This is a genomic window from Streptomyces sp. NBC_01549, from assembly GCF_026339955.1.
Taxonomy (GTDB): Bacteria; Actinomycetota; Actinomycetes; order Streptomycetales; family Streptomycetaceae; genus Streptomyces.
The window spans coordinates 7118648-7140636 of record NZ_JAPEPW010000001.1 but is presented as its reverse complement, the minus strand read 5'-3'; the positions used below and the strand labels follow the sequence as shown (position 1 = coordinate 7140636).

Annotated in this window: 19 protein-coding genes; 10 read left to right on the top strand and 9 right to left on the bottom strand. The window is 70.5% G+C overall.

Going from position 1 to position 21989, the window contains the following annotated elements:
* Positions 1-24: 24 nt before the first annotated feature.
* The gene (locus OG819_RS31900; protein WP_266621909.1) at positions 25-1002 is read right to left on the bottom strand and encodes a CU044_5270 family protein; all 978 of its coding nucleotides are present in this window, start codon (positions 1000-1002) and stop codon (positions 25-27) included.
* Positions 995-1558 carry an RNA polymerase sigma factor gene (locus OG819_RS31895; RefSeq protein ID WP_266621911.1) on the bottom strand — a complete coding sequence of 188 codons (564 nt, stop codon included), beginning with the start codon at positions 1556-1558 and terminating at the stop codon, positions 995-997. The genes OG819_RS31900 and OG819_RS31895 overlap by 8 nt, the downstream gene beginning before the upstream one ends.
* A 105-nt stretch (positions 1559-1663) precedes the next feature.
* Between OG819_RS31895 and ctaD the strand changes: the two genes are divergently transcribed.
* Together ctaD and OG819_RS31885 are read left to right on the top strand one after the other, a co-directional pair.
* Entirely contained in the window at positions 1664-3349 is a 1686-nt protein-coding gene (gene ctaD, locus OG819_RS31890; RefSeq protein ID WP_266652020.1) for a cytochrome c oxidase subunit I, read from the top strand.
* A gap of 5 nt (positions 3350-3354) precedes the next feature.
* Entirely contained in the window at positions 3355-3693 is a 339-nt protein-coding gene (locus OG819_RS31885) for a hypothetical protein (RefSeq protein WP_266652896.1), read from the top strand.
* Between the two features lie 197 nt (positions 3694-3890).
* Here OG819_RS31885 and OG819_RS31880 read toward each other — a convergent pair whose 3' ends face one another.
* Both OG819_RS31880 and OG819_RS31875 read right to left on the bottom strand, forming a co-directional pair.
* On the bottom strand, positions 3891-4340 hold the full coding sequence (locus tag OG819_RS31880) for a hypothetical protein (RefSeq protein ID WP_266652018.1): 450 nt from the start codon (positions 4338-4340) through the stop codon (positions 3891-3893).
* Positions 4341-4715: 375 nt separating this feature from the next.
* On the bottom strand, positions 4716-5378 hold the full coding sequence (locus OG819_RS31875) for a TetR/AcrR family transcriptional regulator (protein WP_266418144.1): 663 nt from the start codon (positions 5376-5378) through the stop codon (positions 4716-4718).
* Between the two features lie 174 nt (positions 5379-5552).
* Here OG819_RS31875 and OG819_RS31870 point away from each other — a divergent pair, with 174 nt between their 5' ends.
* Positions 5553-6821, top strand: coding sequence for a YncE family protein (locus OG819_RS31870; RefSeq protein ID WP_266652016.1), 1269 nt, complete (start codon positions 5553-5555; stop codon positions 6819-6821).
* Here the strand turns inward: OG819_RS31870 and OG819_RS31865 are convergent.
* Positions 6814-8682, bottom strand: coding sequence for a cellulase family glycosylhydrolase (locus OG819_RS31865; protein ID WP_266652014.1), 1869 nt, complete (start codon positions 8680-8682; stop codon positions 6814-6816). The genes OG819_RS31870 and OG819_RS31865 overlap by 8 nt on opposite strands.
* A gap of 104 nt (positions 8683-8786) precedes the next feature.
* A complete protein-coding gene (locus OG819_RS31860; RefSeq protein ID WP_266652013.1) occupies positions 8787-10772 on the bottom strand; it encodes a translation factor GTPase family protein in 1986 nt (661 codons plus the stop codon).
* A 247-nt stretch (positions 10773-11019) separates the two neighbouring features.
* Between OG819_RS31860 and OG819_RS31855 the strand changes: the two genes are divergently transcribed.
* From OG819_RS31855 to OG819_RS31825, 7 genes are all read left to right on the top strand, one after another.
* Positions 11020-11490: a (2Fe-2S)-binding protein gene (locus OG819_RS31855; RefSeq protein ID WP_266579779.1), complete on the top strand. Its 471-nt coding sequence runs from the start codon at positions 11020-11022 to the stop codon at positions 11488-11490.
* Positions 11487-13889: a xanthine dehydrogenase family protein molybdopterin-binding subunit gene (locus OG819_RS31850; protein ID WP_266652011.1), complete on the top strand. Its 2403-nt coding sequence runs from the start codon at positions 11487-11489 to the stop codon at positions 13887-13889. Before OG819_RS31855 ends, OG819_RS31850 begins: the two co-directional genes overlap by 4 nt.
* On the top strand, positions 13886-14737 hold the full coding sequence (locus OG819_RS31845; protein ID WP_266621928.1) for a xanthine dehydrogenase family protein subunit M: 852 nt from the start codon (positions 13886-13888) through the stop codon (positions 14735-14737). Before OG819_RS31850 ends, OG819_RS31845 begins: the two co-directional genes overlap by 4 nt.
* 5 nt (positions 14738-14742) lie before the next feature.
* Positions 14743-15627: a MoxR family ATPase gene (locus OG819_RS31840; protein WP_266652009.1), complete on the top strand. Its 885-nt coding sequence runs from the start codon at positions 14743-14745 to the stop codon at positions 15625-15627.
* Positions 15628-15728: 101 nt separating this feature from the next.
* Entirely contained in the window at positions 15729-16841 is a 1113-nt protein-coding gene (locus tag OG819_RS31835; protein ID WP_266652895.1) for a VWA domain-containing protein, read from the top strand.
* A 33-nt stretch (positions 16842-16874) separates the two neighbouring features.
* The gene (locus OG819_RS31830; RefSeq protein WP_266621932.1) at positions 16875-18014 is read left to right on the top strand and encodes an XdhC family protein; all 1140 of its coding nucleotides are present in this window, start codon (positions 16875-16877) and stop codon (positions 18012-18014) included.
* Positions 17998-18660, top strand: coding sequence for an SRPBCC family protein (locus OG819_RS31825; RefSeq protein ID WP_266652007.1), 663 nt, complete (start codon positions 17998-18000; stop codon positions 18658-18660). The genes OG819_RS31830 and OG819_RS31825 overlap by 17 nt, the downstream gene beginning before the upstream one ends.
* A gap of 5 nt (positions 18661-18665) precedes the next feature.
* Here the strand turns inward: OG819_RS31825 and OG819_RS31820 are convergent, their stop codons facing one another.
* From OG819_RS31820 to OG819_RS31810, 3 genes are all read right to left on the bottom strand, one after another.
* Positions 18666-19166 (bottom strand): metallophosphoesterase, encoded by a 501-nt coding sequence (locus OG819_RS31820; protein ID WP_266652005.1) that lies wholly within the window; start codon positions 19164-19166, stop codon positions 18666-18668.
* A gap of 27 nt (positions 19167-19193) precedes the next feature.
* Positions 19194-20360, bottom strand: coding sequence for an acyltransferase (locus OG819_RS31815; protein ID WP_266652004.1), 1167 nt, complete (start codon positions 20358-20360; stop codon positions 19194-19196).
* A 105-nt stretch (positions 20361-20465) separates the two neighbouring features.
* A complete protein-coding gene (locus OG819_RS31810) occupies positions 20466-21986 on the bottom strand; it encodes a hypothetical protein (RefSeq protein WP_266652002.1) in 1521 nt (506 codons plus the stop codon).
* Positions 21987-21989 lie beyond the last annotated feature (3 nt).

Below are 21989 nucleotides of genomic sequence, written 5' to 3'. Positions count from 1 at the left end.
CCGCTCACCGGGCTTCGGGGCCGCTCAGCGCATCCACGCGCTGTACGACATCACGTCCCCGGCCTTGACGCCAAACTCGGGATCGTCCTTGGTGACGGTGTCCTCGATCCCGAGTACGGCGCCGCTCCCCGGGTCGAGGATCAGCATCCGTCGCACGAAGTGCGTGGCGTCGTCGTACACGTACGCCTGCCCCTGCCTGCCCAGCCGGTCGGTGACCGCTCCGGCCGGGCGCAGCCCCTTCGCGTCGGCGAGGACGCGGAGGAGCGCGGCGTCCTCGCGGGTGCCGAGCGTCCAGTTGCCCAGCAGCTCGCCGACGGCGTCGAGGAGTCCGGAGGTGTCCATCGCCCCCCTGCGGTCGATCTCCTCGAGGTAGGAGCGCAGCCGCTCGGCGTCGTGCGGCGGCCGCGCCATCGGCGGGGCGTCGCTCCAACTGGGCGGGAAGGTCCGCCTGCTGAGGACGTGCCCGTCCTCGACCGTGCGGACGGGGTCGTCGTCGGTGAGGACCGGCCTGCCCGGGTGGCGGGGGTCGGTCGCCACGACGAGTTCGCTGCTGCTGCCGTCGGCCTTCCAGCGGACCACGCGCTCCACGGGGACGGTGATCGGCGGCCGCGCCCCGGGCCCCAGGCCCATGCTCCAGGTCTGTACGTGGGTGCCCTGGACGAGCCGCAGCGAGCTGCCGGACGCCGCCACCGCGTCGGCGAGCCGGTCGAGGGGTACGGGGGTGGAACCCGCGTCGACCATCAGCGGGCGGGGTGCGGCCACGGCCGGGGTCGTGGTCGATCCCGACAGCGTGAGCGTCAGGACGACGACACCGACGGCGGCCGTGGCAGCAACGCTCCAGACCCAGCGGCGCAGCGGGCGGGGGCGCCCGCTGTCCCGTTCGCCGTGCAGCAGTCGGTTGAGGCGGCGCTCCGCGTGCTGGTCCAGGGGGCGGTCGTGGAAGCGGGGGTCGGCGGCGGTCACCGGGTTGGCGCGGCGCAGGATGTCGAGTTCGTCAGCCATGGCCGTGCTCCTTCGAGGTGTCGCGGCCGGGAGGGGCGGTGCCGGCGGCCACGGTGACGTGCATACGGTCGATCTCGGCTCTGAGCCGGCGGCGGGCGCGGTGCAGGCGCATGGTCGCGGCGCGGGTGCCACAGCCGAGGGCGACGGCGACCTCGTCGACGCCGAGTTCCTCCCAGGCCGTCAGGCGCAGTACCTCCTGGTCGGCCGGAGAGAGCCGGGCCAGGGCCTCGTGCACCCAGTCGCCCGGCGACGTGGAGTCGGGGCTGTCGACGATCTGTCTGCCGTGCGCGCTCTCGTCGTTGCCGAGCCGGTCGAGGAGCCTGCGGCGGCGCCCGTAGCCGCGTACGGCGTTGGCCAGGCAGTGGCGTGCCACCCCGTACAACCAGGGAAGCGGGGACGGCGGAAGGTCGGACCGGCGCCGCCAGGCGACGGTGAAGACCTCCGCCACCACCTCCTCGACATCACTGCTCCGGCCGTCCAGTCGCCTCGCCACATAGCGGCTGACCGCCCAGTAGTGCTCGCGATAGGCAGCGGCGAAGGTCTCGTCGTTGCTCATAGTCCCTATGTGTCCGGCAGGTGCGCGATCGTCACAGGTGTCGGTGTGACGCTCGTCGCTTCACTCAAGTGTGACAGCGGGCCCGGCGCCGGACACAGGCGGGGCATGGAAAGCACCACAGTCACGACGCCGCCCGCAGCCCTTCCCACGCGTGCGCGGCGTCCTGGATTCGCCGCGGTGAAGTGGCTGACCACCACGGATCACAAGACGATCGGCACGCTGTATCTGGTCACGGCGTTCGGCTTCTTCTGCGTCGGCGGGGTGATGGCGCTGCTGATGCGCGCCGAGCTCGCCCGGCCTGGGCTGCAGATCATGTCGAACGAGCAGTTCAACCAGGCGTTCACGATGCACGGCACGATCATGCTGCTGATGTTCGCGACGCCGCTGTTCGCCGGTTTCGCGAACTGGATCATGCCGCTGCAGATCGGCGCGCCCGACGTGGCGTTCCCGCGGCTGAACATGCTGGCGTACTGGCTCTATCTCCTCGGCTCGCTGATCGCCGTGGGCGGTTTTCTGACGCCTCAGGGCGCGGCCGACTTCGGCTGGTTCGCGTACGCGCCGCTGTCGGACGCGGTCCGCTCACCGGGTGTCGGCGCCGACATGTGGATCATGGGGCTGGCTCTCTCCGGTTTCGGCACGATCCTCGGCTCGGTCAACTTCATCACCACCATCATCTGTATGCGCGCCCCCGGCATGACGATGTTCCGCATGCCGATCTTCGTGTGGAACGTGCTGCTCACGGGTGTGCTGGTGCTGCTGGCCTTCCCCGTGCTGGCGGCGGCGCTGTTCGCGCTGGAGGCGGACCGAAAATTCGGTGCCCACGTATTTGACGCCGCCAATGGCGGGGCCCTGCTCTGGCAGCACCTCTTCTGGTTCTTCGGCCATCCGGAGGTCTACATCATCGCGCTGCCGTTCTTCGGCATCATTTCCGAAGTCATCCCGGTGTTCTCCCGCAAGCCGATGTTCGGCTACATGGGCCTGATCGCCGCGACGATCTCGATCGCCGGTCTGTCCGTGACCGTGTGGGCGCACCACATGTACGTCACCGGTGGCGTACTGCTCCCGTTCTTCTCCTTCATGACGTTCCTGATCGCGGTACCGACGGGTGTGAAGTTCTTCAACTGGATCGGAACGATGTGGAAGGGGTCGCTGAGTTTCGAGACCCCGATGCTGTGGGCCACCGGCTTCCTGATCACCTTCGTCTTCGGTGGTCTGACCGGTGTGATGCTCGCCTCGCCGCCGATGGACTTTCCCGTCTCGGACTCGTACTTCGTGGTGGCGCACTTCCACTACGTGATCTTCGGTACGGTCGTGTTCGCGATGTTCTCCGGATTCCACTTCTGGTGGCCGAAGTTCACCGGCAAGATGCTCGACGAGCGCCTCGGAAAGATCACCTTCTGGACGCTGTTCGTCGGATTCCACGGCACCTTCCTGGTGCAGCACTGGCTGGGTGCGAACGGTATGCAGCGCCGTATTCCCGACTACCTGGCGGTGGAGGGCCTGACCACCCTCAACACCCTCTCGACCATCTTCTCCTTCCTCCTCGGCAGTTCCCTGCTGCCGTTCTTCTACAACATCTGGAAGACCGCCAAGTACGGCGAGAAGGTCGAGGCCGACGACCCGTGGGGCTACGGCCGCTCACTGGAGTGGGCGACCTCCTGCCCGCCGCCGCGCCACAACTTCCTCACCCTGCCGCGCATCCGCAGCGAGTCCCCCGCCTTCGACCTGCACCACCCGGAGATCACGGCCGCGGCCGCACAGCTGGAGACGCCCCAGAAGGAACTGCGGTGACGACCATGGACGACCGCCCGCCGGCCCCGCGGGCACTCATCAACGAACTGGAGGGCCATCTGCTCATCGAGGCCACCAAGGCCGAGGGCCGGACGGAAGCGGCTCGTCTCAGCCGTTCCCTGGCGTGGCTGACGGACACCCAACGCGAGGAGCTCGAGGAACGCTTCACGGACACCTACCTGGCCCTCACCCGCCGCTCCTGGGAACGGACGGCACGACGCGGCCGGGAACTGCGCGCCGAATACGAGGCGACGTACCACGCCCTGCGTCGACGCCTGTGTGCCGGGTTCCTCCTCGGTACCGCTCTCGCCCTGATGACCGTCGTCTCGTTCAGCCGCCAGTGACCTCGGGAGCGAGGCCGGCGCGCAGAAGCATCCTCGACGAGTCGTCCACCAGATTCCGCATCACCGACAAGTAGGGCTATTCACAGCTCAGTTCATCCAGAATGCGGTGCGCTTCGCCGCGGAACTTGTTGATGCCGTCCTCGTACCGACCAAGAACGACAGGTGCCAGAAGGGCGTCGACGAGTTCCGCTCGGGCGTCATAAGAATCCCTCGCGTCGGCGTGCAACCTCAGGACACGCTCGGCGGAGCGGGGGGAAGACACCTCGAGGGCACCGGACTTCCCTCGGTAGGCGTGACCACCGAGTCGCGCGCGCCGATTCCGGGACCGCCTGCGACTGGACGACGAGAAGAGGGAGTGGACTTCCACTGACAACCGCGGCGAGCAGCGCCTCGGCTCGGCCGAGGCCACCGGCGAGGTGGGCGCTCTGCCCGTCGGCCAGGTCGTCGAGATGACACGCCGAGGTCCACCACAGCTCATGCACGACAGCCAGCGGCACGGCCGGTTCGGGCGCGCCCGTCTCCACCGCGTGCACGATCAGCGGCAACACCGAGAGCGGGTACTTGAACTCGCGGTTCCGTACGAGTTCCATGACCGCGGCCCGCACCGCGCCGGCCTGAGGGGCGAGTCTTTCCAGCGTGGTCGCCATCTCCGCGTCGATATCCCAGCCAAGGCCGGTTCCTTGCCCGCCGACCCGCGGGATGCCGACCGTGAGTCCCACCGCACCGGCGGGCCGGCGGCCGCGAGGGGAGTCTCCCCGTGTCCGTCGTCCTACCTCCGCAGGACGGACGGTGCCCAGGGAGCAACCGTGTTCACATCTCCCCACCACCCCTGGGCCCTCGGACCGCGCAAGCCCACGGCGGTCGCGAGCCGCCGGCAGGGCCGGCCTCGCGCGAAGGCGGCCTCACCACGCCGTGGGAACGAGAACGGCGCGCGGTCCCGAGCCCGGCGGCGGATCTCCAGGGACTCACCGCCGGGTTCGAGGACACCTCGACCCTCGGCCGGCACCCACGGCGAGGTCACGTCACGGAGGCTCCGGGCACCACCCCGCGGGTCGCAGGATCCCCAGCAGTTGACGGACCAGTTCCTCGACCACCTCGTCGAGCGTCGCGTCCACCCAGCCGGCGCGCCAGTCGTGCAGCAGGCCGTTGACGCTGCCGATGAAGGCGGCGGCCGCGATCCGGTAGTCGCGCGGCACCGCCTCACCGCGGGCGGCGGCCGCGTTCGCCTCGGCGCAGATGAAGTCGACCCAGCGGGCCCGGCGGGCGAGCCGCTGCTCCTCCATGCGCGGGCTGACGCCGATGATTTCGACGAAGGTGATACGAATGCGGCGCGGGTCCGCCGTCACGTTCGCGGCATAGGCGCGGAAGATCGCGGTGGCGCGCTCGGCGAGCGGCAGGTCCTGTGCGTCGGCGAGGGCGGCGAGGGCGGCCTCCTCGGCCCAGTCGTTGACCTGGAGGTGGAGGGCGGCCAGCACGTCCTCGAGGGTGCGGAACTCCTCGTAGAACTGACGCGTCGACAGTCCCGCCGCCTCGCTCAGCGCCGCGATGGTCGTGGATCTGAACCCCGGGCTGTCGCCGAAGAGTTGGAGCGCGGCGGTCAGAAAGCGCGAGCGCCGCTCGGCCTGTCGTTCCGCGGCGGTCCTGCCTCCGTAACGGCCGGTCGGCTGTTTGAGCCTGCCCGCCACGTGTTCCCCCCTCGCCACTGGGACGAACCGTTCGCCCCTCGGACGATTTTGTCGTGCACGGACCCTTGTGGAGAGGGGCGCCCCCTCCTTACTTTCCAGTAAGTCAACTCTGAACTCAGTCGTGTTCAGAGTCTTCGGAGCCTCGCACCCCCCGCCTACGACAAGGGACTCACCATGTCTGTCCTCAGACCCAGACACCTCTGTACGCTCGCCGCCGCCGTCGCTCTCACCTTCACGCTCGGCGGTACGGCGACCGCGGCCTCCGCGCAGAGCGCCGCGCAGGCCGCCACAGCCGACCTGCGCGAAGTGATGTTCGTGGGCAACAACTGGGACGGCACCGCGGACGTGATCAAGTCCACCGGTGACTTCGCGAAGATCGGCCGGATCAACGTCGTCCCGGACAAGGACGCACGGATGGCGGAGATCAACGCCGATCCGATCAAGTGGATCTACTTCCTGGCCATCCGCAACGGCGTCGGCGAGGGCCACGACCAGCTCGTGGACGACATGTACTCCACGCCCGACGGCAAGTCGGTGGTCGTCTCCCGCCCCAGCTTCGCCGATGTCGTCTCGATCGACCTCGCCACCGACAAGATCAACTGGCGTTTCCCCGTGTCGGGTTACCGATCCGACCACATGGCCGTCTCCCCCGACGGCACCCGCGTCGCGGTCTCCGCGTCGACCGCGAACACCGTGCACGTGCTCGACATCAACACCGGTAAGCAGCTGGGCTCCTTCGGCACCGGCGACAAGCCGCACGAGAACATCTTCACGCGGGACGGCAAGTACATCTGGAACATGGCCATCGGCGATGTGAACACCGCACTCGACGACCCGTGGCTGGACTGGACGAAGGGCGACCGGCACATCACCGTCGTCGACGCGACCACCTACAAGCAGGTCAAGGTGATCGACATGCGCCAGCGGCTGGACGCCATCGGCCTCAGCGACTTCTCCGACGCGGTCCGGCCCGCCGTCTTCAGCCCCGACGAGTCCAAGCTGTACTTCCAGGTGTCGTTCTTCAACGGCTTCCTGGAGTACGACGTGGCCTCCGACCGGATCACCCGGGTGAAGACCCTGCCGATGAACCCGGCGACCAGCACGGACCGCACCACCTGGGTCAACGACTCGCGCCACCACGGCATTTCGATGAACCCCTCCGGCACCAAGCTGTGTGTCGCGGGAACGATGGACGACTACGCGACCGTCGTCGACCGCGCCACCCTCCAGGAGGGTCCGCTCGTCACCGCCTCGAAGCCGTACTGGGCGACCGTCAGCGGTGACGGCAAGGACTGCATCGTCTCCGAGAGCGGCGCCGACCAGGTCACCGCCATCGACTTCGCCACGGGGCAGAAGACGGTGTCGGTGCCGGTCGGCGACCACCCCCAGCGTGTTCGCCTCGGCCATGTGGAGGCGAACTGGACCAGTCCTTCGACTAGTTGACCGCCGTCGCGGCCCACGAGGTCAGTTCTGAGCGGGCCGCGCTCAGCAGGTCGGCGGACGGAGCCGTCGCCCCGTTCGTGACCAGCGCGTAGTGCAGGGTCCCCGAGTCCGGTGCCGTGAGCAGCAGTCGGCGGCTTCCGGTACCGCCCGGCTCGGGGGCCACGGCGATCGGGGTGGTCGTGGTGTACGCGGGTGGGGAGATCGTCGCCCCGAGGTCGGAGACCACCGTCGTGGACGCGGTCGGGAAGGACGCCGGGAGATGGAGTTCGGTGGGAGCGCCGCCGCCGCCCGAGCGCCACAGGAGCAGCCCGTACTGGCCCGATCCCACCAGCTGGGAGACGTGCGGCAGGGACGACGGAACCGGGTTCCAGGTCAGGGTGGTGGAGCCGTCCCGGGAGCGGTCCTCGTAGGTGAAGGCGACCGCGCTGCCCGAGGTCGCGCTCGGATAGAGCCGGTCGAGGAGGCGGGCGTCCTGGCGCAGGACGGCCGTGCCGGAGTCGTCGAGGCGTACGGCGGAGAGGTCCTCGTCGTTCCAGGCGTCGCCTGAGGTGAGAACCTTGCTCGCGTTGCCGTTCATCAGCTCGTGATGGCGGCCGTTGTAGATGTCCCACTGCCACTGGGTGCCGGAGAGCACCGGTCCGGAGGACGCCGGCTTGGTCCACCAGGTGGCGCCCGTGAGGCGGGAGTCGAGGGCCTGGTACATCGCCTTGTCGACGGTCGGGGCCTTGCCTGCGACCGTTCCCGACAGCGGATGGCCGAACTCGCTGACGATCGCCGTCGTCCCCGCGGCCGAGGCACGGTCGCGGACCGTCCCGAAGTCGGTGGCGTACTGGCCGTCCTCGGCGTTGCCCCACATGAGGATGCCCGAGATGGCCTTCTGGTCGTAGAAGTGGGTGTTGAAGACATAGCGCGGGCCGAGGGTGCCCGCGTCGAGCAGGCCGCCCTCCTGCTTCTGGGAGTCGATGTTGGAGTTCCAGAAGAGGTTGGCTTCGACGAAGGCGGGCTTGTCCTGCCAGCCGGCCGCGTCCATCCGGGCCCGGAACTTCACATAGAACGGCCAGAGCAGGTCCCGCTCCCAGGTGCGGCTGGTCTGCCCGGAGTCGTAGGTGCCCGCGTACGGCTCGTTGAACGGGTCGAAGCCGACGAGGCCCGCGAACTGGGCGGTGGTGAGGTGCTGTCTGACATAGGCCATGGTGGCCTGGGCCGTGGTGAGGAAGGCGTCCTGGACGCCGTACGCGTTGTGCCAGAAGTCGTACTGTGCCTGCTTCACGGCCCCGTTCTGGGTGATGTTCTGGCCCCAGAAGATGCAGATCCCGCAGGACTCGGCGGCGTAGTTCCCGGCGTCCACGGCCCACTTGGGCGCTCCGTCGCCGGTGTACCAGCTGCCCGAGTTGAAGAGGTAACGGGAGTAGAGGTCCTGGTGGAAGTCGGGATACACGCGGATTCCGGCGTCGAGGAAGGCGCGTATCTGGTCGGTGGCGGCGGCGAGGTAGGTGGAGTCGACCTGGCCTCGTACGGGTTCGGCGTGGGCCCAGGAGAGCAGGAAGCGCACGGAGTTGCCGCCGCCGAGGGCCCGCAGGGCCGTCGCGGACTTCTTGGCGTCGGCGACCGAGGCGAAGGGCAGGCCGCTGTTCTCTTCGAGTTTCGTCTCGCCGGAGACGTTGTAGCCGCGCAGGACGACCTCGCGACCGAGTCCGTCGAGGAATCGGCCCTTGTCGACCGTGAGGGTGGCCGCCGCCGGGGCGTCGAACCACAGGGAGTCGGGGAATCCGTCCGCGGCGGCGGGCTGGGCGCCCGCCGCCGAGAGGAAGCCGGTGAGGAGCACGAGGACGCCGAGCAGACGCGCACGTAACTTCGACATGTTCACAACAGTCGCCGGTGCGCAAGAAGGCGTCAATACTTCTGACTCCAGAGTAAGTTTCAGCTTTTGGGGATCATTTGGGAGACGTGTCGCCGGGTGCGGGCTCAGGCCCCGACCCTCCGCGTCACGTTCAGCAGATACTCCTTCCGGTCCAGCGGGTTGAGGTCCGTGCGCGGCCGGTCCGGGACCGTGCCCCGCAGGACCGGCGCGTAGTGGTCGAAGGCGCATTCCAGCTCGCCCTCACCGCGGGTCAGCCCCGGGAGCTGCCGCTCCAGCCCATGGACCCGGGCGACCGGGATCCGGCCCTCCAGCACACACGAAGCACCCCGCAGCTCGGTGCTCGCCGCGACGGCCCCCTGCCTCGCCAGCACCGGCAGGACCGTGCCCAGCGTGTCCGCCGGGGCTTCCAGCCTGAAGCGGTGCATCGGCTCGTACACCTGGGTGCCCGCCGCCCGCAACGCGTCCATCACCACCAGCGGGGTCAGGCCCCGGAAGTCGGCGCCCGTGCTGGACATGCTCTTGTCGAAACCCTGGTGGGCGTGGCTCTGCCGGGGCCAATAGCCGGAGTGGGTCATGGTGACCGTGCAGTCCGTCACCTGCCAGCCGTGGATTCCCTGCGCGAGCGTCTCCTTCACGGTGTCCTCGACCGCCTTGAAGAACGCGTACGGCATCGCTCCGAGCTCGACCTCCAGCCGGAACCGCACCCCGGAGCCGACCGGGGCCGGATCGATGCGCAGGCCGACGGTCGCGAGGAAGGGATTGGGGTCCTTCTTGATGAACTCGGCCGCCGCGCCGCTGCCGAGGGGCCGCTCGATGCACAGCAGTGTCGTCTCGCGGAACAGGACGTCGATGCCGAACTCATCGGCCAGAGTCGCCTGGATGACCTCTTTCTGCACCTCTCCGTAGAGCGACACGGAGATCTCCTTGCGCGTCTCGTCCTGGCGCAGATCGATCAGCGGGTCCTGCTCGGCCAATTGAGTGAGGGCGCCGTGCAGTGCGCCCTTGTCGGTCGGACGGCGGGGTTCGACGACGGTTTCGAGGGTCGGGGGCGAGAAGTGGTGCTCGCCGGCCGACGACTTCCGGGGTACGCCGATGGTGTCGCCGATGCGGATGTCCGCGAGGCCCCAGAGCTTGCCGATCCGCCCCGCGGCCACGGACTGCTCGCGCACCGCCGCACCCCGGTCAAAGACGCTGATCGCCGTGACCCTGCCCTCCACACCGTCGCCCAGCGGCAGCCGGTCGCGGGTCCGCAGCGTCCCGGAGAACATCCGGGCGTACGCGACCTTCTCCCCGGCGGGCCCGCGCTCGACCTTGAAGACGCTGGCCGAGACCGGGCCGTCGACATCCGCCTCGGCGCGGGGCAGCAACTCCTTGATCCCCGCGATCAGTTCGTCGACCCCGGCGCCCGTCACGGCTGAGCCGAAGAACACGGGATGCACCAGGGTCTGCCCCGTCTGCCGCACCAGAGCGCTGCGGATCAGGTCGTACGACACCCGGCCCTCGACATACGCGGCGAGCAGCCCGTCGTCGTGCTCGGCGAGCAGGTCGAGCAGCGGCGCGCCGAGCCGCGCCTCGTCGAACAGGCTGAAGCGGGCGTCCCGTGTGCCCTGCGCCCGGACCTCGCCCATGGGGACGACCGCCGGCGTGAGCCGCGCCGCGACGGCGTCCAGCACGCGCTCGGGCCACGCCCCGCCACGGTCGATCTTGTTGACGAAGACGAGCGTCGGAATGCGCAGCCGCCTGAGCGTCCTCATCAGCACCCGGGTCTGCGCCTGTACACCCTCCACGGCGGAGATCACCAGCACCGCGCCGTCGAGCACGCTCAGCACCCGCTCCACCTCCGCGATGAAGTCCGGGTGTCCCGGGGTGTCGATCAGATTGACCGTTACGTCGTCGACGGCGAAGGAGACCACGGCGGACTTGATGGTGATACCGCGCTGCCGCTCCAGCGCGAGCGAATCGGTCTGGGTGCTTCCGTCGTCGACGCTGCCGATCTCGTCGATGACTCCGACCGAGTGCAGCAGCCGCTCGGTCAGACTCGTCTTACCGGCGTCTACGTGCGCCAGGATTCCCAGGTTGAGCATATGCACCGGGTGTCATGTCCTTTGAAGTGGGAGTGATTCCTTCCTGGGTGGACATGAACGGTGTGCGCATTGCTGCTCCCTGATCTTGGTGGACGCGTCCCCCTCAGTGCAGCAGGCGGCCCGGCCCGGCAGCAACGGATTAACGCTCAACAAATCCCTGCCGCAGCACTCGCCGCCCTCCCCAAGTGGACCTAGAGTGACGCACATCACGTAAAATGGCTGATAACCCTCACCTGGCTCTCCGGGAGGGCACATGACCCGCATATCGGTGAAGGTGGACGGCACCACGTACGAGGACGAGGTCGAACCCCGTCTCCTCCTGGTCCACTACCTGCGCGACCACCTGGGTCTGACCGGCACCCCGATCGGCTGCGACACGTCGAACTGCGGGGCCTGCACGGTCGACCTGGACGGGGAAACCGTCAAGAGTTGCTCGGTCCTCGCCGTCCAGGCGGACGGGAGCGAAGTGACCACCATCCAGGGGCTGGCGCAGGACGGTGAGTGGCACGCGCTCCAGAAGGCGTTCCACGAGCGGCACGCGCTCCAGTGCGGCTACTGCACCCCCGGGATGATCATGGCGGCCCGGGATCTGCTCCGCGAGAACCCGGCCCCGGCCGCGCGGGAGGTGCGGGAGGCCCTGGAGGGCAACCTGTGCCGGTGCACCGGCTACCAGAACATCGTGCGCGCGGTCCTCGCCGCCTCGGGACAGGAGGTCTCGCCGTGACGGACCGGATCGCCGAACGCGAGGTCGGCCGTTCCCGGCCGCGCAAGGAGGACGCCCGTCTGGTCACCGGGCAGACCAACTGGACCGACAACATCGACGTCAACGGACTGCTCCACCTGGCGATCCTACGCAGCCCCATGGCACACGCGCGGATCGACCGGGTCGACGTCACGGCCGCCCGCGAGCGCCCCGGCGTGGTCGCCGCGTTCACCGGCCGGGACCTCGCCGAGGGCCTCGGCTCACTCCCCTGCGCCTGGCCGGTCACCGAGGACATCGTCCTGCCCGACCACCCGCCGATCGCGGTCGACGAGGTCCGGTACGCGGGCGACCCGGTGGCCGTCGTCGTGGCCCGCGACCGGTACGCGGCCGCCGACGCCCTGGAGGCCATCGAGGTCGACTACACACCGTTGCCCCCGGTGCTCGACCTGGAGGCCGCCCTCGCCGACAACGCCCCGCTGGTCCACTCCGACAAGGGCACCAACCGCTGCTACGTCTGGCCGCTGGCCACCGGCGAGAACTACGCGGCCGTGCGGGAGCGCGCGGACGTCGTCCTGAAGCGCCGCTACCTCCAGCAGCGGCTCATCCCCAACGCCATGGAGCCGCGCGCCGTCGTGGTCACCCCGCTCGCGGCCTCCGGCGAGTACACCGTCTACTCGGCCACCCAGATCCCGCACATCCTGCGGATCATGCTCGCCGTCGTCACCGGCATCCCCGAGCAGAAGCTGCGCGTGATCGCTCCCGACGTCGGCGGCGGCTTCGGCTCCAAGCTCCAGGTATACGGCGAGGAGGCCCTCGCCCTGGCCGTCGCGCGGCGGCTCGGGCGGCCCGTGAAGTGGACCGAGTCGCGCTCCGAGGGCTATCTCGCGACCCACCACGGCCGCGGCATGATCCAGGACATCGAGATCGCCGCCACCCGCGAGGGCAGGCTGCTCGGCCTCAAGGTCGACCTCCTCGCCGACATGGGCGCCTATCTGATGCTCGTCACCCCGGGCATCCCGATCCTGGGCGCCTTCATGTACCCGGCGATCTACAAGATGGACGCGTACGACTTCACCTGCACCGGCGTCTTCACGACCAGGACGCCGACCGACGCCTACCGCGGCGCGGGGCGCCCCGAGGCGACGTACGCCATCGAACGGATCATGGACGAGCTGGCCGTCGAACTCGGTATGGATCCCATCGAGTTGAGGCGCCTGAACTGGATCCGGCACGAGGAGTTCCCCTACACGTCGGTCGCGGGTCTGACCTACGACAGCGGCAACTACGAGGCCGCCACGGACAAGGCGCTCGCGCTCTTCGGGTACGACGAGCTGCGCGCCGAGCAGGCGGACCGCAACCGGCGCGGCGACCTGGTACGCCTGGGCATCGGCGTGTCCACGTACACCGAGATGTGCGGGCTCGCGCCCAGCCGGGTGCTGCGGGACCTGCGGTACGCGGCCGGGGGCTGGGAGGCGGCGAGCATCCGCATGCTGCCCACCGGAAAGGTCGAGGTGGTCACCGGCACCAGCCCGCACGGGCAGGGCCATGTGACCTGCTGGAGCCAGATCGCCGCCGATGTGCTGGGGGTGCCCTTCGAGGACATCGAGGTGGTGCACGGCGACACCAGGGCGGCGCCCCAGGGCATGGACACCTACGGCTCACGCTCGCTCGTCGTGGGCGGGGCCGCGGTGCACCACGCCGCGCGGAAGGTGGTGGAGAAGGCGCGGAAGGTGGCCGCGCATCTGCTCGAGGCGAGCGAACACGACCTGGAGTTCACGCACGGCGTGTTCTCCGTGAAGGGCTCGCCCGAGGCGCGCAGGACCATCCAGGAGGTCGCCTTCGAGACGTTCTCCTCGCACGACCTGCCCGACGGCATGGAGCCCACCATCAACGCCGAGCACCTGGTCGACCCGGACAACTTCTCCTACCCGCACGGCACCCACCTGTGCGCGGTCGAGGTCGACACCGAGACCGGACGGACCACTATCCGCTCGTACGTCTGTGTCGACGACGTCGGCAGTGTCATCAACCCGATGATCGTCGAGGGGCAGGTGCACGGCGGGGTCGCGCAGGGCATCGCGCAGGCGCTGTACGAGGAGGCCGTGTACGACGACGAGGGCAACCTCGTCTCGGGCACGATGGCCGACTACCTCGTGCCCTCGGCGGTCGACCTGCCCGAGTTCGTGACGGCCCGTACGGAGACACCGGCGACCTCGAATCCCCTGGGTTCCAAGGGAGTCGGCGAGTCGGGGACCATCGCCTCCACGCCCGCCGTCGTCAACGCGATCGTGGACGCGCTGCGCCCGCTCGGAGTGACCGAGGTGCGGATGCCCTGCACGCCGCAGCGGGTCTGGGAAGCCCTTCGATCCGCCCAGGCCCCGGCTCGGTCCGCCCGCTCCGGTGAGGAGGCGTCGGCATGATTCCCCCCGCATTCGACTACGTGAGGCCCGCGAGCGTCGACGAGGCCGTACGCACCCTCGCGGACGCGGGCGAGGACGCGAAGGTGCTGGCCGGCGGGCAGAGCCTGCTGCCCCTGCTCCGGCTGCGGCTCGCCTTCCCCGAACTGGTCGTCGACATCGGCCGGATCCCGGAGCTGCGCGGGATCCGCGAGGAGGCCGGCACGCTGGTCATCGGCGCGATGACCTCGCACCACGACGTCATCCGCGACCCGCTGGTGCGCCGGCACGCCGGGCTGCTGGCGGCGGCCACCGCCACGGTCGCCGATCCCGCCGTACGCCATCGCGGCACCCTCGGCGGTTCGCTCGCGCACGCCGATCCGGCCGCCGACCTGCCCGCCGTGATCCTCGCCCTCGACGCGAACCTGATCGCGGTGGGACCGGACGGGCGGCGCGCGATCCCGGCCAGGGAGTTCTTCCTCGACTATCTGCAGACCGCGCTGCGCCCGGACGAACTGCTGGTGGGGGTGGAGATCCCGTCGACCGAGGGCTGGGGTTTCCACTACGAGAAGTTCCAGCGGGTCGCGCAGGCCTGGGCGGTGGTCGGCGTGGCGGCGCTCGTCCGGCGGCACGAGGGGCACCTCGCCGAGTCCCGGATCGGGCTGAGCAACATGGGCTCCACGCCGCTGCGGGCCACGGCCGCCGAGGAGGCGCTCGCCGGCGCGGACGCCGAGCCGGGCGCGGTGGCCCGTGCCGCCGAGGCGGCGGCGGAGGGCACGCACCCCTCGTCCGATCCGTCGGCCTCTCCCGAGTACCGCGCGCACCTGGCCCGGGTGCTCACGCGGCGCTCGGTGCTGGCCGCCCTGGAGTAGCGCGCATGCACGAGGTGAGCGGTCCGGCGGAGGTGCGGGCCCGCTTGGAGAAGACGGGGTATCTCGTCGACGACGGGCTGGCCGTGGCCTGCTTCCTGGCGCTGCGGCTGCACCGGCCGCTGTTCTGCGAGGGCGACGCGGGCGTGGGCAAGACCGCGCTCGCGTCCGCCCTGGCCGAGGCGATGGACGCCCCGCTGATCCGGCTCCAGTGCTACGAGGGCATCGACGCCTCCCAGGCCCTGTACGACTGGGACTTCCCGCGTCAGCTGCTGCATCTGCGGGCGGCCGAGGCGGCGGGTGTGACGGATGCCGACCGGCTCGAAGGGGAGCTGTACGACCGGCGGTTCCTCGTCACCCGGCCCTTGCTGCGGGCGCTGGAGACCCAGCCGTCGGTGCTGCTGGTCGACGAGATCGACCGCGCGGACGACGAGTTCGAGGCGTTCCTGCTGGAGCTGCTGTCCGAGTACACCATCACCATTCCCGAACTGGGCACCCTGCGGGCACAGGTGCCGCCCGTCGTGGTGCTCACCTCGAACCGGACACGGGAGGTGCACGACGCGCTGAAGCGACGGTGCCTCTACCACTGGTTCGACCACCCCGGGTTCACCCGTGAACTCGCCATCGTGCGCAGGACGTTGCCGCGGGTCACCGAGCGGCTGGCCGAGCAGGTGACCGCCCTCGCGCAGGCCCTGCGCGCCGAGGACCTGGTCAAGCCGCCAGGGGTCGCCGAGACCATCGACTGGGCGGAGGCCCTGGACGCGCTGGGAGCGACCGAGGTGGACGCGGAGCTGGCGGTGGCGACGCTGGGCTCGGTGCTGAAGTACCGGGAGGACACCGAGCGGGCGCGAGGACTGGATCTGGCGGCGATCCTCACGGCGCGAAAGACGTGAACAGCGTGAACAGCAGCGACGGGAGGGACGACAGGGGTGGCCGGAACCGCAAGCCCGGCGGGGGCGAGGGGGGACGACCGAGCGCCGTCGACGCGTCCGCCGTGGTCGTCGGGTTCGCCCGGGCATTGCGCGCCGCGGGCGTCGATGCCGCGCCCGACCGTGTGCAGGCCTTCCTGGGCGCGCTCGACGTGCTCGATCCCGGTGCGCGCTCGGACGTGTACTGGGCGGGCCGGCTCACCCTGTGCGGGAGCCAGGACGACCTGGAGCGCTACGAGCGTGTCTTCGCCGCGTACTTCGGCGGGCGGCCCGGCCCCGGCCCGGCCCGGGCCGCTCCCCCGCCGCGGACCCGGACGGTCCTGCGGAGCGCCGGTACGGTGCCCCGCCCGGCGGCGCGGGCCGAGGACGCCGTACCCGTGGCCGTGCTGGCCGACTCCACCGACGTACTGCGCCACCGGGACTTCGCCGAGCTGACCGCCGCCGAGCGCGACCAACTGCGGCGCCTGCGGGCCGCGTTCACTCTGAGGGGCGAGGCCCGGCGCACCGCTCGGCGGTATCCGGCCCGGCGGGGCGCCGTCGATCCGCGGCGCACGGTACGGGAGTTGCTGCGCGGCGGCGGGGAGCCGGCGCGGCTGCGGCACCGCGCGCGAGCGGACCGGCCGCGCCGGGTAGTGCTGCTCGTGGACGTGAGCGGCTCGATGGGGCCGTACGCGGACGCGCTGCTGCGGTTCGCGCACGCGGCCCTCCACGGCCCCCGTACCGGCGGGGCCGCGCGGGGCACCCGCACGGAGGTCTTCACGATCGGTACCCGGCTGACCCGGGTGACCCGGGAGCTGGCGCACCCCGATCCCGACACGGCGATGGCCGCGCTCGCGGCGGCGGTTCCGGACTGGCGTGGTGGCACCCGGCTGGGTGAGATGCTGCGCGGCTTCCTGGACCGGTGGGGGCGGCGGGGCATGGCGCGCGGCGCGGTGGTCGTGGTGCTGTCCGACGGGTGGGAGCGTGGCGATCCGGCCCTGCTCGCGGACCAGATGCGCCGCCTGCACCGGCTCGCGCACCGGGTGATCTGGGCGAATCCGCGCAAAGCCCGACCCGGTTACGCGCCGCTGGCCGGCGGGATGGCCGCGGCCCTGCCGAGCGTGGACGCGTTCGTCGAGGGACACAGCCCGGCCGCGCTGGAGCGGCTGGCGGCGGTGGTGAGAGGAGCGGACTCTTGAGTGGGACACACCCTGTGGTGAGCGGAGCGAGCGATGCGTGAGATCCTCCCGGCGCTGGACCGGTGGTACGCGGCGGGCTCCCCCTTCGGGCTCGCCACGGTGGTCGCGGTCAGCCGCAGCGCGCCCAGGGACCCGGGAGCCGCCATGGCCGTGGGGCCCGGCGACGAGGTCGTGGGGAGCGTGTCCGGCGGCTGCGTCGAGGGGGCGGTCTTCGAGCTGGCCCAGGAGGTGGTGACCTCCGGCGAGGCCCGCCTGGAGACCTTCGGGTACAGCGACGAGGACGCGTTCGCCGTGGGGCTCACCTGCGGCGGCGAGATCACCCTCCTCATCCGCCGGGTGACGCCCACCGAGGATCCCTCCTTCGCCGCGGTGGCCGACTCGGTGGCCACCGGCCGGCCCGTGACCGTGGCGACGGTGATCGAGGGACCGGCGCCGCTCGGGGCCACACTCGCGGTGTGGCCGGACGAGGTGGCCGGTTCGCTGGGCTCCACCGGCCTGGATGTGGCCGTCACCGCCGACGCCCGCGGTGAACTGGCCCAGGGGGCCACGATCCGGCGGCACTACGGTCCGCACGGCGAGCGCCGCGAGGACGCCGTCACCGTCTTCCTGCACTCCTTCGCGCCGCCGCCGCGCATGCTGGTCTTCGGCGCGATCGACTACGCGGCCGCGGTGGCCCGTATCGGGGACTTCCTCGGCTACCGGGTCACGGTGTGCGACGCCCGCCCGGTCTTCGCCACCGCGAAACGGTTCCCCGCGGGTGTGGAGGTCGTCGTGGACTGGCCGCACCGCTATCTGCGGGGTACGACGACCGACGCGCGCACGGTGATCTGCGTCCTGACCCACGACCCGAAGTTCGACGTACCCCTGCTGGAGGAGGCACTGCGCCGCCCGGCCGCGTACATCGGGGCGATGGGCAGCCGTCGTACCCACGACGACCGCAGGAAACGGCTCATCGACGCCGGTCTGTCGGAGGGCGAGCTGTCCCGGCTGCGCTCGCCGGTCGGGCTCGACCTCGGAGCCCGTACGCCGGAGGAGGTGGCCGTGTCCGTCGCCGCGGAGATCGTCGCGCTGCGGTGGGGCGGCAGCGGTGCGCCGCTGACGGCGACGGGCGGGGCGATCCATTCCGGGCACGTCGATCCGACCGGAGGAGAGCAGCATGGAACTGCACCATGAGTTCACCGTCCCCGTTCCCGTCGAGGATGTCTGGCGGGTGCTTCTCGATGTCGAACGGATCGCCCCGTGCATGCCCGGCGCGACGGTGGACGACTACGACGGCAAGACCGTGACCGGTTCGGTGAAGGTGAAGGTGGGGCCCATCACGGTGACATACCGGGGCACCGCCGTCTTCGAGGAGCAGGACGAGTCCACGCACCGGATGGTGCTGATCGCGAGCGGCAAGGAGACCCGCGGCCAGGGCACCGCACGGGCCACCGTCACGGGCACGCTCGCCGGACGCGACGGCGGCACGGAGGTGTCCGTGCGGACCGATCTGACCGTCACGGGGCGTCCGGCGCAGTTCGGTCGCGGTGTCATGGCGGAGGTGGGTGACAAGCTGGTCGGGCAGTTCGCGGAGTGTCTGGCGCGGCGCCTGAACGAACCGGCGCCGCCGGAGCCGGTACAAGCAGTCCAACCCGTCCAACCCGTCCAGCCAGTTGAAACAGTCCATCCAGTTGAAACAGTCCGGCCAGTCGAACCGGTCGAACCGATCGACCTGTTGCGGACCGCCGGGCTCCCGGTCGCCAAGCGCGTGGCGGTCGCGGCGGCCACCGCCGTACTGGCACTGGTCTTCCTGCGCATACGGCGGCACCGGCACGCCTGAGTCCCTCAGCCGGACTCGATACGGTGCAGAGTCACCTCGGTCAGCCGTCCGTCGGTCATGGTCGCTGTCATGTACGTGTGGTGCGGCTGGCGGCGGCGGTCGGTCGGGGAGCCCGGGTTGAGCAGGCGCAGGCCCGTTTCGGTGGTGGTGTCCCAGGGGATGTGGCTGTGTCCGAAGACCAGGACGTCGAGGTCGGGGTAGCGCTCGGCGCAGCGCCGCTCACGGCCCTGGGCGGCACCGGTCTCGTGGACGACACCGAGGTGCAGGCCGTCCAGTTCGACGCGGGCGACCTCGGGTAGGCGGGCGCGCAGGGCCGGGCCGTCGTTGTTGCCGTACACCCCGATGAGCGTGCGTGCCCGCTCCTCCAGCAGATCGAGGGTGGCGGTGTCCACCCAGTCGCCCGCGTGGACGACGACGTCGGCGTGCGGGAGTTCGGCCATCAGCTGCGACGGCAGCGCCTTGGCCCGCTTGGGCAGATGGGTGTCGGACATCAGGAGCAGACGCACGGCACCCACCCTAGGAGTGCGGTCGGGTCAGCGCGAGGAGTGCGGTCGGGTCACCGCGCGGCCTGCCGAGAACATGGACTTCCATGATCGGTTCCGCTTGAAAGGCAGCTCGAACACCTTGGCGAACAGCCAGGCTCCCAGCACCGAGGCGGGAAGTGCCAGTGTCAGCGTGAACCAGAACGCGGGCAGGCCGGGCGATACGAACCGTGGGGCGATCTTTCGGCAGACGATCATGACGATCGGCAGGTGAACCAGGTAGAGGCTGTACGAGAAGTCGCCGAGGCCGCGCATGGGGCGCGTGGCCAGGAGCCGCATGAGGGGGGCGGGCCTGCCGGTGGCGACCGCCGCGATGATCATCGTCATGGCGGGCGCAGCGACGAGATCGACCCAGAAATAGTGGTCCACCGTCCACACCGACCCCTTGATGACGACAAGGGCCAGTACCGGCAAGGCGGCCAGGGCGGCGAACCAGTGCCACGGCAGGCGCCGGACCTTCTCCGGTGCGACGGTGATCCCCGCACCCACCAGGCCCGCGACAAATACGGGGGCGAGATTCGGAGTCAGCCAGTTCACGCCTTCCACCGGGGACGCGTTCGGCGCCAGCAGGCCACGTGCGACCACCAGGAGCGTCACGCCCACGACCAGGACGACCGCGCCCAGCCGCCGTCGGACGAGAAGGAGGAGCGGAAAGACGAGATAGAGCTCCGCCTCGACGCCGATCGACCAGAACGCCCCGTTCGGTGTGGGGGCCGTGAACATGTCCTGGACCACGAAGCCGTACACCAGAATCGAGGTGCCGGTCGGCGGTCCGAAATGCGAGGCGGGCACGACGAACCAGGCAACCACCAGGCTCAACGCGAGTGCCGCCCAGTAGGGAGGCAGGATGCGCCACGCGCGGCGCCGCAGGAACCGGGAAGCGCCGCCCAGCTGCCAGCCGTTGCGGGCCGGCGAGATGGCCAGGGAGAAACCGGACAGCACCAGAAAGAAGACCACGGCGAGACGCCCGTACATCAGCCAGCCCAGCCAGGCGGGACCCGAGTTCGCGGGAAAGCCCGGCATGGTCAGAAGCCAGCAGTGAAAAAGCAACACGTACAGCGCGGCAAGACCGCGGAGCCCGTCAAGGCCCAGCACCTGGCCGCGGTCGCGCGTTTCGGGCCGCTCCAGCGGTGGAGAGACGGTGAGTGGGGTTCCCATACTCCTTCTCACGTGTCGTCCCCGGCCGATGTTCACCTACCGTCCGATCATCGGCCTGTACGCCTCGGAGTCGATGAACTGGAGCAGCCGAGCGGGCCGGACCGCTCATGTCGGCGTATCGACGGAGGACCCGGCCGGGTCCTCGAGCGTTCGCGACAGCCACCGTATCGTCGCCACCTCCAACGCCGGGTTCGCCGCGGCCGGATGGGCCAGCTCCTCGTCGTCGAGGAGTTCCGTCAGCCGGGCCCGCGGGAGGTTCGGGTGGCGGGCCGCCGCGGCCCGGACGGCGGGGTCCGGGTCCCTGGTGAGGCGTTCCACGACGGCCGGCGCGGTCTCGGGGTCACGCACGGCCACGGCCCTGACCTCGGGGTCCTCGTGGTCGGCGAAGTCGGCCACTCGGACGGTCGGGAAGTTCGGCCGGGTGGCGAGGTGCTCGCGGTCGGAACCGGTGTACTCAAGGAAACTGCGCAGCAGCAGGGCCGCGGGGGCGTCGGGATGGTTCTGGGCGAGCGTGACGCGTACACCGAGGTCCTCGTCGTCGGCCAGGCGTGCCACGAGGTCCGGCGGGAGCGAGTGGACCCCGGCCGCCCTCCTGCGCAGCACCGGGTGGGCGGACAGGGCATCCCGGCGGACGCTCTCGGGGTCCCGTGGCACCGACGGTGCGGGCCGGTGGCGGAAACCGCGGTCCATGGGCACCTCGTAGTCGATCGCGGCCCGCTCCTCCTCGCTCAACGCCGGGTGCACGGACACCGCGAGCCGCACCTTGGGGTCGGGGTCCACGGCGAGCGCACGGCGTTCGGCGCGGCCGAGGTCGGCGCGGTACGCGATGCGCTCCCGTACGTCCGGATCCGGATCGGCGGCCAGGAGGGCCACCACATCGGCGGGGAGGCTGGGGTTGTAGGCGATCATCGCCCGCTCGTTCTCCCCGGCCGGAGCGGTCAGGACGCGGTCCACGACGGCTCTGGTGAGGGGTCGGTTGCACAGTATGCCGGTGCGTGCGTGGCAGGGCTGGGCGGGCAGCGCGCTCTCCACCCAGGCCGGATCCTTCTCGCGCGTAAGGCGCATCGCCCTGTCCCGGACGCCCGCGTCGGGGTCCGCCAGCAGCGCGGACCGCGCGTCGGCGGACAGCTGGTCCCACGCGCCGAATCCCCAGTGGCGGACCTTCGCATCCGGGTGCCTGTGCATGGTCCGCAGCAGCTCGGTGGAGATCTGCTGGTAGAAGGAACCGGCGAGTTCGTCGTTCCCGTACGTCCTGATCATGTGGACGACGGCCTCGTCGGGCAGTGGCTCGGGCCGGACCCCAAAAGGCATCCGGGGCCCGTCGGTGAGGTGGGCGCGGACGAACCACTCCGGATCGTCGATCAGTCGTACGCGCTGGGCGGGACCGACGTGGGGATTGCGGGCGAGGAAGCTGCGGGTGTAGGTGTCGGGGTGCTCGATCACCGCGTCCACGACGGCGTCGGGCAGGTCCCGGTCCCGGCACAGCACCATCCGTACCGCCGCCGGACCGTCGGCGAGCAGCCGCAGCAGGACGTCCTCGGGGGTGGAGGGGTTGAGCGCCAGCCCGGCCAGCCGCCGCGCGGCCAGGTCGGCTTCCTCCCATATCCGCTCAGGCGTCTTCACCATGCG

Bases quoted from the DNA above. Each gene is read 5' to 3' on its own strand.
- OG819_RS31870 (WP_266652016.1), top strand. From the start codon at position 5,553: ATGTCTGTCCTCAGACCCAGACACCTCTGTACGCTCGCCGCCGCCGTC.
- OG819_RS31815 (WP_266652004.1), bottom strand. From the start codon at position 20,360: ATGGGAACCCCACTCACCGTCTCTCCACCGCTGGAGCGGCCCGAAACG.
- OG819_RS31830 (WP_266621932.1), top strand. From the start codon at position 16,875: ATGCGTGAGATCCTCCCGGCGCTGGACCGGTGGTACGCGGCGGGCTCC.
- OG819_RS31810 (WP_266652002.1), bottom strand. From the start codon at position 21,986: ATGGTGAAGACGCCTGAGCGGATATGGGAGGAAGCCGACCTGGCCGCG.
- OG819_RS31845 (WP_266621928.1), top strand. From the start codon at position 13,886: ATGATTCCCCCCGCATTCGACTACGTGAGGCCCGCGAGCGTCGACGAG.
- OG819_RS31865 (WP_266652014.1), bottom strand. From the start codon at position 8,682: ATGTCGAAGTTACGTGCGCGTCTGCTCGGCGTCCTCGTGCTCCTCACC.
- OG819_RS31825 (WP_266652007.1), top strand. From the start codon at position 17,998: ATGGAACTGCACCATGAGTTCACCGTCCCCGTTCCCGTCGAGGATGTC.
- OG819_RS31880 (WP_266652018.1), bottom strand. From the start codon at position 4,340: ATGGCGACCACGCTGGAAAGACTCGCCCCTCAGGCCGGCGCGGTGCGG.
- OG819_RS31900 (WP_266621909.1), bottom strand. From the start codon at position 1,002: ATGGCTGACGAACTCGACATCCTGCGCCGCGCCAACCCGGTGACCGCC.
- OG819_RS31855 (WP_266579779.1), top strand. From the start codon at position 11,020: ATGACCCGCATATCGGTGAAGGTGGACGGCACCACGTACGAGGACGAG.
- ctaD (WP_266652020.1), top strand. From the start codon at position 1,664: ATGGAAAGCACCACAGTCACGACGCCGCCCGCAGCCCTTCCCACGCGT.
- OG819_RS31840 (WP_266652009.1), top strand. From the start codon at position 14,743: ATGCACGAGGTGAGCGGTCCGGCGGAGGTGCGGGCCCGCTTGGAGAAG.
- OG819_RS31895 (WP_266621911.1), bottom strand. From the start codon at position 1,558: ATGAGCAACGACGAGACCTTCGCCGCTGCCTATCGCGAGCACTACTGG.
- OG819_RS31885 (WP_266652896.1), top strand. From the start codon at position 3,355: ATGGACGACCGCCCGCCGGCCCCGCGGGCACTCATCAACGAACTGGAG.